Below are 12,228 nucleotides of genomic sequence, written 5' to 3'. Positions count from 1 at the left end.
GTTTAGTTATACCAATAAAATAAATAATCCAAACTTTGGGTAATAAATTGATTTGAAGCGGCTATGCTAGCGCCAACGGTATTGAATATTTCTGCTATTGACTCGTTACTGACGTGCAAATTTGCTTTGTTTTTTAGTTAAAATGCTAACTAGAAAACATAATTAAATATCATCAATATTTAACTGGTTATTAAACCTCTTAAGCAGCGTTTAGGTTAAGAAGTATCAATGCGCATTAGTGCTTTACCCATTTAGTCACCCCATTTGATCCTAGGCGCACAATAACCCTCATTTAGCATAATCAATTAATATATTTTCACTCTTTCTAGGCATGTTTTCCTACCTCAAGACAAATCACTTTATTGAGCTAGTTATCATAAAACGAGTCATTATCTAATTTAATTGCTTTTTTTATGTAGCTAAAAGTCTAATAGACTTTTAATTGGTTAACCAATTTTTTGGTTTTTTTCACTTTATACTCAAAAAAACACAGTTTATAGCTAAATAATATAACCGACCAAGTAACCAAAAAATACCTAGCGTGTAGTGATATAGTATTGATTTATTATTTTAAAAACCATATTAATTACAGTAAGTTGTATTTCTGTACTATAATCTTGTTGTGGATAAGTTTAAAAATATGATTTTTGGTAATAACAAATTCAGGTTGATTTGTGATTTTTGACTTACAGGGTGGTTGACCTTTTTGGTTTTGAGTGTAAATATTCAGTTAACCTTTTGTAATACACTAATTCACTTTTTGTATGAAAAGTAACAAGTAGCATAGCGTTTCACACACACAGGAAAAAACTATGAATTATAATTTATCAAAAATCACACTGGCGGTTATATCTGCAACAGCTATGAATATGTCTCTCTCTGTTCATGCGCAAGAAGAGACCAAAAAGGTTAAGGATGATCTGGAGGTAATTGAAGTTTCTGGTATACGTCAGTCTTTAACTAATGCACTTGCTGAAAAACGTTCAGCAGATAGCCTTGTAGAAATTATTCAGTCAGAGGATATTGGTAAGTTACCTGACCAAAACTTAGCTGAAGTACTTGAGAACGTGACGGGTATTCAAATTACACGTCAAGCAGGTGTTGGTACGGGTGTACAAATTCGTGGTACCGATGCAAACCGTACCGAAATAAACGGTGTATCAACAGTGGGTTCAGGCTCTGGACGAAGTGGTATTAGCTTTGAAGATGTGTCAGCGTCGATCATATCTAGTTTAGAGGTCATCAAATCTCCTGAAGCTAAAACAATTGAAGGTTCTGTAGGTGGAACAATAAATCTTAAAACAATTCGCCCACTTCAACTAGGTGAACAATTAGCCACAATTAGAGTGCAAGGCGAGAATAGTAGCCTAAGCACTGATAGCGGTTTACAACCTCGTTTTTCAGGTACCTTTGCAGATAATTGGGAAGGTGACTTTGGTAAATTTGGTGTTTTAGTCAGTGGCAGTTATGCCGAGCAAGATGTGACTGCATTTCGCCCTCGTGCAGATAGAGATAACATAATTACCGCTGATAGCGGGGTCGCGAGTGCACAGTCTTTCGACTTTCTGCCTATTCAGTTCTTTGTGCAAGATTACGATAACTACGAATACGAAACTAAAAACTTTGTAGGTACACTTGAGTGGGCACCAAACGATAATACTAAGCTATATTTTGATGCGGTAGTTAACGACCAAGAGCGTCGCCAAGAAAGCTCTCGTGTTCAGGCGTCAGGTGTCAGTGCACTCAATGACATCTCTGTTCCTGATGCTTTTGAAACAGTTAACTTAGGTTCGCTAGGTGGTACTAACCTAGGGTCAATTCAAGCGGCTTTACGCGGTGTAATCCCGGTAAATTTAGCAAATGATGATGACGATCCAAATTTACGTTTTTCGAGTGACACAAACTCACGCGTAACCGACAGTAATATTTTTAGATTAGGCGGTGAATGGCAAGGTGACAAATGGTTTGTAAGCGCTGAGGTTGCATCGTCATCTTCTGATACAACAACACCAAGCTTTAATACTACGCTTAACTTCATTAACCCTAATGCCCCTTTAGATGCTGGTGGCGGTAACGATAACAGCGTGCCATTTGAATACGACTTATCAGGTGGTGCATTAGCTTTTGGTATTGCAGAGGGTGCTGAATATGCGCCTACGGTTGAGCAATTACTTGACCCGGCAAATGTGGTACTACGTGACGTAAACATTGGGCAAGATACCGTTGAGAACTCTGAAGATGCGTTCCGTATAGATTCAACATACTACACAGATTCAATTGTTACTTCTGTTGATTTTGGTTATCGCTACAGCAAATCAGCGAGTAAGCAGAATGAGATCACATCAAGTGTGGGTTTGCGTTCAATGGCAGATAGCCCAAGAGGTGATTTATTCGCTGACCTTTTAGTAGCTGGCCCGGATAACTTTAATGAGGCTGATGGCCGCTCGTTATATATTGGCGACTTTTTACTTATTGACCCAGAACTCGTGGCTTCAGACCCAGATGCAGTACTTGCAACACTTCAGCAAGCATTACAAACTCATGGTTCTAGCCGCACGCTAAATGCACCAACTTCAAGTTCTTCTGGCTTTTTTGACATAGAAGAAATTACCCACGCTTTTTACGCGCAAGCTAACTTTGAATACGACATGTTCCGCGGTAACTTTGGTTTACGTTATATTCAAACCGATGTTGAATCTACAGGTAACTCAGTAACACAAGATGGCAGTGGTAACGAGCTTGTAACGCGTATTACCAATGAATCAGATTATAGCTTTGTGTTACCACGTTTAAATTTAGTTGCCGATGTGTCAGAAGATGTAGTGGTTCGTTTTGGTGCAGGTAAAGATATTCGTCGTCCAGATTATAATGACCTATCTACCTCTATCACTTACAGCACCAGCCCAAATGATGAAGTTGAATTTGGCAACCCCGGGTTAAAACCAGAAGAAGTATTATCTTACGATCTATCAGCTGATTGGTACTTTACTGAAGCGAGCGTATTTAGCGTAGGTATATTTCATAAAACACGTAAAGAACTTCATGTTAATCAGCTAACTTCGCCGGTAGAAGACCCAGTAACAGGATACAGAGATTTAACAGACCCATGTGAAGGTGGGGGAATTTTCAACCCGATTGCCGACATTAACGTATTTGGCCCTGAAAATGGTCGTGGTGTGTGTGTGGGGACTGAAACTAAAGTAAACGACACTGGCGAAACAACCCAAAAAGGGATTGAGTTTGCGTTCCAGTATGACCTATCTAGCTTTGAAAAAGATTTAGGTTGGGCGTCGGGCTTTGGTGTATTGGCTAACTATACCATTCAAGAGTTTTCTGGTGGTGAAACTGTCAATAAGGCCACTTCAAGAGCAAGCAATGTATTTGCTGCAAGTACCGGTACATCGGGTATTGAAGTAAGCGAAATACAAGGGCTACTTAACTTATCAGAAAATGCCTATAACTTTACTCTGTACTATGAAAAATTTGGTTTATCAGCACGTATGCGTTACACATGGCGTGAAGGTTACCGTTCTAATGATTTCGGTAGTACATCTAGCTTCCCATGGGGCTTTCCAGTGGTGCAAGAAGACCGTGGTCAGCTTAATGCAAGTATTAGCTATGATGTAAACGAGCAGCTTAATATTGGTTTAGAGGCCGTAAATATCACAGAGTCTGAAATTAGTCAGTCATGTGTTAACGAAGGCTCGCTATTATGTTTCCAAGGCCTTACTGACCGTCGTATTACGTTTGGTGCTAGTTACCGTTTTTAAAATTTATGTTGAAAGTGTGTAGCCTTTGAACGGGCGTAAAAAGCAAGCCATTACGGCTTGCTTTTTTTTACAATTAAATTTGATGTTAACAGTGCTAAAAAATGTATTGAAGAGGGCAGCCGCATAGCAAAGCATTTGCCTGGTTACTGATCAGGTTTAGGTGTCTTAAAAATAACTATTTAATTGAGGAGGGTATTAAAAGTTTAACTTGCGAAGTAACGCATCATTTATTTAGTACGAATGGTTTTTAATTACTTTTATTTTTTTAGTTTTAACCTATCTTTTTATTATGAACTTAATTTTTATGAAAAAATTATGAAAGATATTAGTGATTTAAATTTTAAAAACCTACTTGAATACGCTCAGGTAGGCGTGGTTATTCATAACTGGGATACATCGATTGTTTACATAAACCCGACGGGGTTAGCGTTATTGAAATTAGACTACGAGCAAGCAATTGGAAGAGATATTTACGATCCTCATTGGACACTCATCGACGAGCAAGGCAACCTCATGGCCGTTGAGGACTATCCCGTTAATGTTGTTAAATCAACAAGAAAGAAAGTGGTCAATAAAGTTTTAGGTGTTGTTGGCGGGTCAAGTAAGGAAATAAGCTGGTTTATGGCTAATGCTTATTTTGAAGGGCATGACGATGATAAAAATTTTATAGTAGTGACTCTTAGTGATATTTCTGATGCTAAGCAGCAAATTTCGTTTCACGATGTAGTAGAAAATACGCAAGACATGGTGGTTATTACCGATGCAAAAAATATTAAACACCCTGAAGGGCCTAAAATAATTTATGTAAATAAGGCTTTTGAAATTCTTACAGGCTATAGTTCGTCAGAGATAATTGGTGAAACACCCCGAATTTTACAAGGCAACTTAACCGACCCGCAAGCTAAGCAAAGAATTTATTCTGCATTAGAGCGTCACGAAGAAGTAACTGAAACACTGTTAAATTATGACGTGAGAGGGAGGCCTTACTGGGTTGAAATGAATATTATCCCGTTGAAAAATAAGTTTGATGAGGTTACTCATTTTGCAGCGATTCAACGGGACGTTTCAAAAAGTAAATTTCAAACAGAACAGTTAGAAAAAAGAAATAAAGATCTAAAAGAATTAAAAATTAACCTAGAAAACTTAGTACAAGAAAGAACATTTGAACTACAACAAGCTAAATCGCAGCTTGAAAAAATAGCGTTTTTTGATCCGTTAACCAGTATTCCTAATCGTCGCTTTTTTTCAGATCAAGTCAATAAACTGGTTAGGTCTAGTATTCGACACGGGGGGCCAGTTGCATTTGGAATATTTGATGTTGATAACTTTAAATTAGTGAATGACACCTATGGCCATAATGTGGGTGACCGCTTACTGGTTGAATTAGCAAATATATTAACGCACATACTGAGAATTGATGATGTTTTTTGCCGCTTTGGTGGTGAAGAGTTTGCTTTTGCTGTTATTTTAAAAGAAGTTGACGATGCTGAACGCGTTGCCGAAAAACTTATAAATGCAATTAGAAATCTCAAAGTGCCAGTTGAAGGTGAAAACACAATAAATGTAACCGTAAGTATGGGGCTAAACGTGGTATCACCAAGCAATAGCACTGATATAGACGATCAAATTAAAAAATCTGATGCCGCAATGTACCAAGTTAAAAAGTCTGGCAAAGATCGTTATAAAATTATTTATGAATCATAAGGTGCACTGAGTTATATTGTATAACTAAGCCAATAATCTTAAGTTATCACAAGTTAAATTTTTGCTCTTTTGCTAGTTTATGGCGATAAAGTATTGCCTTTATTGTGCTTCTTTTTGCTGACTTCATTGCTTGGGTGACAAGCCATACATTCTTTTAAATTCTCTGCTGAACTGAGAACTGCTTACATAACCCATTTCCATGGCCGCAACGTTGACGTTGGTACCTTGTGTTATTTTCATGGCGGCATGGTTAAGCCTCATTGATTTAGGGGGCATGTTAGTTGCTTGCTTAAATTTACGATGAAATACTGCGCGGCTCATACCTATTTGGCTAGCTACTATCAAAAAATACTTCAGTTTATTTAACCTTATCAGAGAGGTTAAAAGCCACCGTTTAAATATTAAACCCACTTAATTAAGACTCTTCAGCAATGTTTACCATCGACTAAAAATAGAGAGATAACAACGCGTTTAATACTTCAATTAAATTTTTTTATTTAAACTTGTGATTATTTCGCAGTTGCTGCGAATAACTAGGTAATAAATTAAGCAGATATTACTTTAGGGTTGTTGTTTACATTTAAATAGTATTTAAAGCATTTCAAAGGCATACCCGTAAATAGGGCTAGGGTGCTTTATGCTATTAGATAAATAAACTTTAAAGCCTCAATATTATGAAATTAAGAAAAAGTGATGGATTTACCAGTAAATGAACTCAACTAAAAAAACGCTATTTGCTCAAGCAATGGAGCAACATAAAGGCATTATTTATAAAATTGTGAATTCATACTGTCAAAACAAAGATGATCGAGAAGACTTAGCCCAAGAAATATTAACAACAATGTGGCTAGCTTATGATAATTACAATAGCGCTTATAAGTTTTCAACGTGGATGTACCGAATTGCGCTGAACGTAGCCATATCTTATTACCGCAAAGACAGTCGGCGAGAAGATAAAGCAAATGAAGAGTGCATAGTAAAGATTGCTGATTTATCGCAAGAAGATGAGAGCAGTGAGGCAGTAAAACAGTTATATGACTTTATTGGCCAACTCGATAAATTAAATAAGGCAATTATGCTCCTTTATTTAGAAAGTGAACCTTATGAAGGTATAGCTAGCAGCTTAGGGATTAGTAAAACCAATGTTGCCACGCGAATTAGTCGAATTAAGCACACATTAAAACTTCAATTTGAAACACAGGATTCTTAATATGAATGTAGATAACTTTAAAAGCGCTTGGCAACAACAAAGCACGGGTACACATAGTGCTATTGAAATTAATCAAGCAAAGCTTGCTGAAATAAAAATAAATAAACAGATGAAAGCACTTAATAAAATGAAATGGGCACGAATAATTGAAAGTGTTGTTTTTTTAGTCATCATTATTATGTTGTGGAAATACATTGCAGCAGGCTTTACTTTTTCAGCGCCAATAATTTCAGCTTTTATTCTCACTGTGTTTGCCATTATTGGGCTTGCAGGCAATATTGGCCAAATTGTTTTAATTTCAAACATTGACTACTCAAAACCGATTAGCCAACTACAGACTGATTTTTACCATGTTTGCGCACATAAATTACAGCTAACCAAGTTGCTACTTATGTCAGTTCCCTTTTATCTTGCCTATGTGTTTATAGGGTTTGACCTATTTTTTGGCATTGACTTATATCCGTATTTAGAGCAGCACATGACTTGGTTTTACTCTTTGTCGTCACTATTACTTTTTATAGTTACAGTGTGGTTACTGGCTAAATTAAATTATAAAAACATTTCTAAGGAGTGGGTTAAGGCCAGTATTCAATTTATAGTTGGCAAGCACTTGGTTAATATGGCTGAGATTCTAAATAGCTTTGAGCAGATAGAAAGTTAGTTACTAAGTGTTGTATGTGTGCAGCTAGCCATTAATGTTTTAATGGTCTTTATACATAAACTATTTAGATGATTGATTTTTTTGTAATTAAGGTGCCATATCTTTTCATCGCTTCTATACTAAGTAAAACGTGTTGTTAATGGGTTAAAAGCAGTGCCTGCTGGTAAAAATAATTTTGAGCAAGAAAACAAAAAATTAAAGCAAACAATTGCTGAGCTAACCAAGCAACGAGATAAATACAAAAAAATTTTTGACGTATCAGCAGATGCCTATTCAATTATTGATTTAAGTTCAGGCAAGTTTATAGAGTGCAATCAATCGGCTATTGACATGCATGGTGTTAATAGCATGAACAACTATTTAAACCTTAGCCCCGCTGATTTGTCACCAGAATTACAGCCCTGTGGTAAACGCTCCGATATTTTAGCTAAAAACTATATAGAAAACGCTGTACAACTTGGGTCTCAGAGTTTTCAGTGGACACACTCACGATTAGATGGCTCAACGTTTAATTGCTTGGTTTCTTTAACCGCTATTTTTATTGGTAATGCCCAATTAGTTCTGGCTGTAGGGCGAGACATATCAGATTTAGAAACGATAAAAAACCAAGTTAGTACAGAGGCACAAGAAAGACAACGTTTTGAACGCGCATACCTGGGTGAAAAGGAAAAGTTTGAAAAGTTTGTGGATTTAGCCCCAGTAGGCATCGCGATTAATTCAATATTAGATGGTAGTTTTGAATTTGTTAATGAAGAATTTAGCCATATAACTGGGTATAGCGTTGAAGAGCTAAATAAAATGGATTATTGGCGACTAACTCCACAGAAGTACAAAAAACAAGAGCATGAGCAATTGGAGTTGCTTGCTAAATATGGCCAATATGGGCCTTATCAAAAAGAATACATTCATAAAAATGGAAATGTATATCCCGTTTTACTCTCTGGAATAAAAATTACAGATAGTAAGGGGGAAGCATTTATTTGGTCGGTTGTTCAAGATATTACTCATCAAAAAGAAAGCGAACAACAAATTAAAGAGGCAAAAGAAAAAGCAGACTCTTTAGCACTGCGAATGCAGTTAGCCAATGATTCTGCGGGTATTGGTGTTTGGGAGTGGGATTTAATTACAGGTCAGCTTGTGTGGGATAGCTGGATGTACAAATTGTATGGTATTACCGAATCTCAGTTTTCGGGTGCGTATGATGCATGGTTGAGTTGTGTGCACCCAGATGATCTAGAAGGTGCAAAAAAGAAGTTAGAAAATGCAATCAACGGGGTGGGAACATATGATCCCGAATTTAGGGTTGTTCATCCTAACGGTAACGTCAGAACCATTAAAGCCAGCGCCGAAATATTAAAAGACTCGCATGGAGCCGCTATTAAAGTAGTTGGTGTGAATTACGACGTGACTGAACAAGTTGATGCGATAGGTGTGTTATTTGATGCAAAATTAGCTGCTGAAAATGCGGCGCAGTCAAAAAGTGACTTCTTGGCCAATATGAGCCATGAAATTCGTACCCCCATGAATGCAATTTTAGGCGGCCTACAGCTGTTAAAAAATATTAATTTACCTGACGAATTAAGTGTAATTCTCAATAATGCATCCTTCTCAGCACAAAGCCTTTTGACCATTATTAACGATATTTTAGATTACTCTAAAATAGAGTCGAACCAGTTAGAATTAGAAAAAGTGAGCTTTTCATTAACTGAAGTATTAGATTCTATTACTTATGATTTAGACTCTTTAGTGAGTGAAAAACGAATTGATTTTATTATAAACAAAAGCAAAAGTTATAATGAATACTGGCTTGGTGATTTAGTTAGGGTAAAACAAATACTATTAAATTTAACCTCAAATGCAGTTAAATTTACCGAAAAAGGCAGTGTGATAATAAACGTAAGCAGTGAAGTATTTGGAGAAAAAGAGGCTATATTTTTAGAGGTTGTGGACTCAGGAATAGGGATGAGCAAAGAGGTCACCGATCATATTTTTGAGCGGTTTACTCAAGCAGACTCATCTACAACTAGAAAGTACGGGGGAACAGGACTTGGCATGCCTATCACTGTTAGTTTAGTTAAAATGATGGGCGGAGAAATCGATATCCAAAGTAAGCAAGGGCTTGGCACAACTGTCACGATTAAATTACCACTACCTAAAGCAAATAACATAGCAGATAAAGCCCCTAAAAAATCTTTTAAAGCGCCTAATTTAAAGGGTAAAAAAATACTTATTGCTGAAGATAACAATATTAACCAAGTGCTGATTAAAGCCATGATGGCTAAAACGAATGCCGACATCACAATTGTCGAAAATGGTTTACTTGCGTTTGAGGCAGTTTAACTAGAGTTGTTTGATTTGGTATTTATGGATATTCATATGCCGGTTATGGATGGGATTAAAGCCAATCAACGAATAAAAGCAATACTGCCACACATACCCATTATTGCGTTAACAGCCAATGTAATGGATAAAGACGTAAAACATTACTACCAGGAAGGTTTTATCGCTCATGTTCCTAAACCAATCGATATCAACGAGTTATATGGCACACTCAGGCGTTGTTTGTATTTAAACGGTTAATTAATGTTGGCTATGTTAAATAAGGCCTGACCAAGATAGAGTATTTGGTATTGAAAATAACGTCAGCAGTATTTAAAAACTGCTGACTAATTCCTCGAAAAATATTGTATATAATACCAATCCACAAAATATTTAATCATCTTTGGGGCTAGACGTGTCGCTACTTGCGTTAAAAAACGCTCATTTAGAGCAACTAAATAGCGATATTTTTGCCTAGCTATCAACACGTTTTTCAAACCTCAAAATAGATCACTTAATTAAGCGAATGGGTACACAACTCGTTATTTTTCTACTTTACCTTTTAAAACATAAATTTCACCATCAAAGCTACCTTGAATAGTTAACCCTTGCCCGGCAAGCTCTTTTAAGTATTCGATATGTTCTTCTGTGATGTGTTGCCCCGGAACTAATAGCGGTATACCAGGAGGATAGGGGGTAACTAAGCCAGCACAAATACGATAATTGCTTTTAGCAATAGGCACCGACTCGCGTTCGCCATAAAAAGCATCGCCCGGAATACACGCTAAATCGATGGCTGGTAAACTTTCTGGCAAGCGAGAGCGCCTTGTTGATTTGGCTAGTTTTACTCTCCCACTATCAAGTTTTTTTAATGCATTGTATAAACGAATGATCTTTGAACGAGTACCACCAAGCGTTAATAATACCAAAATTGTACTGTGAGTGTATTTTTCTATTTCTAGGCCAATTTCATCTAATAAAAACTTATGAATGTCTTTTAATGAGTAGGGTAATTCACTAATATCGATAAGGATTTTTAGTGGATCGTGGCCCATATTATCTTCACTAAAGTGTGGAAATATTTCCATAAAATCGTCTTTACCCAGCACTTTAATATATTTCAACGATGCCATTTGTTGTTTAAATTCGTCGACATGGTTTAACAAAGCATTAAGTAATTTATAGCCTTCCATTTCCAATTGTTTTTGGCATACGTCAAGCGAGGCAATAAGCTGATACTTGGGCGATGTACTGGCGTAAATACTGTAAATTTCTCTAAAAAAGTCTGCATCGAAGTCTGGATCATTCACATGAATATAAGAGGCCTGTGAAAACGCCGATACCACTTTATGTGCTGAATGAGTGACATAATCGGCTCCAGCATGAATGGCTGAGTAGTAACGCAGGCTCGGATGAAACAAAGAGTAAGCAAACCAGGCTTCGTCAATAAATACTTTAATACCGTGTTGATGGGCAAAATCCACAACTTGTTTTAAATCGCTTAATAAACCATCGTAAGTACAACCGGTAAGCACCAGTAGTTTTGCATCGGTATTTTGCTCTATTGTTTGTTTTATATCGGCTAACGAAGGTGGCGCAAAAATACCATATTTAGGGTTTAATATACTCGATAAATAAATGGGTAAACTGGCTGATTGCAAAATGCCATAATGAACAGATTTATGACAATTACGGTCAATGATGACCTTATCACCTTTGCGTAGCAGGGTTTGTAAAATAATTTTATTTGAAGTAGAAGACCCGTTAGTTACAAAGTAGGTATGCTTTACCTCAAACGTTGCCGCTGCAGATTCTTGAGCACGCCCAATAGTATTGGTGCTATCAGATAAAGAGCCTAAGGAATCGACAGATACCGATAAATCGCCAACAAACACATTGCGGCCATAAAATTGATAGAAGTCTTTAATATAAGGCGAGTTTCTAAAGCTAGAGCCACCGCTATGGCCCGGTGTGTGCCATGAATCGTTCGACTCACCAACATAACGGCGATACGCAGTCCAAAACGGGGTTTCTGAACGGTCGTCAAAGTCATTGATCATATAGCCTAAAATAGCTTCCGGGTCAGAAATAACCTCGTCTTTAAAGAAAAACGACTCAATTTCTTCTGACTCGTTAACTATTTCCAGTCCTTTAGTATCATCGCCAATTACATAAACTGGAAGTTCTAATCGAATGGCCTTTAACTGCTCAATAAAGCGGCTATACGTTCGCTCCCCAACCTTGTTTTGTAAATCCCAACTAAGTACAACAGCTTGAATATCACCATCTTCTTCAACACTTGTTATCGCATCTTCAAGCGTAAAACGCTCAAGAATATTGATATGGATATCATCGCGCTCAAAATTTGGTATCGCTTTAGAAAGGTTTGTAGACAACTCTTTTAAAGTGGCTTGGTCTTGCTCAATTAATAATATACGCAGTAAAGGCAACATAAGGGGTTTCGTAATAAAAGCTTATAATACTCAGTAGCATAACCAATGCATTGGCACTTGTGAAATTAATACTTTGTAAATGTGCATTAATTGTATTTTATGCACGTCCAT

7 protein-coding genes and 1 pseudogene are annotated in these 12,228 nt (G+C 36.9%); 6 read left to right on the top strand and 2 right to left on the bottom strand.

The window, feature by feature from the left end:
- Nucleotides 1-812: 812 nt before the first annotated feature.
- Nucleotides 813-3,770: a TonB-dependent receptor gene (locus CWB62_RS17025; protein WP_138529317.1), complete on the top strand. Its 2,958-nt coding sequence runs from the start codon at nucleotides 813-815 to the stop codon at nucleotides 3,768-3,770.
- Nucleotides 3,771-4,085: 315 nt separating this feature from the next.
- A complete protein-coding gene (locus CWB62_RS17020) occupies nucleotides 4,086-5,474 on the top strand; it encodes a sensor domain-containing diguanylate cyclase (RefSeq protein WP_058404163.1) in 1,389 nt (462 codons plus the stop codon).
- Nucleotides 5,475-5,597: 123 nt separating this feature from the next.
- Here CWB62_RS17020 and CWB62_RS18955 read toward each other — a convergent pair.
- Nucleotides 5,598-5,813 (bottom strand): annotated as a pseudogene (locus CWB62_RS18955) (helix-turn-helix transcriptional regulator); the annotation flags it as partial.
- A 370-nt stretch (nucleotides 5,814-6,183) separates the two neighbouring features.
- Between CWB62_RS18955 and CWB62_RS17010 the strand changes: the two are divergent.
- The 4 genes from CWB62_RS17010 to CWB62_RS18910 all read left to right on the top strand — a co-directional run bounded on the left by CWB62_RS17010 (nucleotide 6,184) and on the right by CWB62_RS18910 (nucleotide 9,925).
- Nucleotides 6,184-6,684 carry an RNA polymerase sigma factor gene (locus CWB62_RS17010; protein WP_138529314.1) on the top strand — a complete coding sequence of 167 codons (501 nt, stop codon included), beginning with the start codon at nucleotides 6,184-6,186 and terminating at the stop codon, nucleotides 6,682-6,684.
- A gap of 1 nt (nucleotide 6,685) precedes the next feature.
- Nucleotides 6,686-7,345: a hypothetical protein gene (locus CWB62_RS17005; protein WP_138529312.1), complete on the top strand. Its 660-nt coding sequence runs from the start codon at nucleotides 6,686-6,688 to the stop codon at nucleotides 7,343-7,345.
- Nucleotides 7,346-7,498: 153 nt separating this feature from the next.
- Nucleotides 7,499-9,685 (top strand): PAS domain-containing hybrid sensor histidine kinase/response regulator, encoded by a 2,187-nt coding sequence (locus tag CWB62_RS17000; protein WP_249310750.1) that lies wholly within the window; start codon nucleotides 7,499-7,501, stop codon nucleotides 9,683-9,685.
- Between the two features lie 6 nt (nucleotides 9,686-9,691).
- Nucleotides 9,692-9,925, top strand: a complete 234-nt coding sequence (locus CWB62_RS18910) for a response regulator (RefSeq protein WP_306430585.1) — start codon at nucleotides 9,692-9,694, stop codon at nucleotides 9,923-9,925.
- A gap of 281 nt (nucleotides 9,926-10,206) precedes the next feature.
- Here the strand turns inward: CWB62_RS18910 and CWB62_RS16995 are convergent, their stop codons facing one another.
- Nucleotides 10,207-12,117: an aminotransferase class V-fold PLP-dependent enzyme gene (locus CWB62_RS16995; protein WP_138529310.1), complete on the bottom strand. Its 1,911-nt coding sequence runs from the start codon at nucleotides 12,115-12,117 to the stop codon at nucleotides 10,207-10,209.
- Nucleotides 12,118-12,228 lie beyond the last annotated feature (111 nt).

Origin of the sequence: Pseudoalteromonas sp. S408 (assembly GCF_005886645.1) — a bacterium.
Taxonomy (GTDB): Bacteria; Pseudomonadota; Gammaproteobacteria; order Enterobacterales; family Alteromonadaceae; genus Pseudoalteromonas.
This window is presented reverse-complemented; position numbering and strand designations above follow the sequence as displayed.

What these genes read in the sequence shown, in the direction of transcription:
- CWB62_RS16995 (WP_138529310.1), bottom strand. Translation starts at nt 12,117, where the DNA reads ATGTTGCCTTTACTGCGTATATTATTAATTGAGCAAGACCAAGCCACT.
- CWB62_RS17020 (WP_058404163.1), top strand. Translation starts at nt 4,086, where the DNA reads ATGAAAGATATTAGTGATTTAAATTTTAAAAACCTACTTGAATACGCT.
- CWB62_RS17025 (WP_138529317.1), top strand. Translation starts at nt 813, where the DNA reads ATGAATTATAATTTATCAAAAATCACACTGGCGGTTATATCTGCAACA.
- CWB62_RS17005 (WP_138529312.1), top strand. Translation starts at nt 6,686, where the DNA reads ATGAATGTAGATAACTTTAAAAGCGCTTGGCAACAACAAAGCACGGGT.
- CWB62_RS17010 (WP_138529314.1), top strand. Translation starts at nt 6,184, where the DNA reads ATGAACTCAACTAAAAAAACGCTATTTGCTCAAGCAATGGAGCAACAT.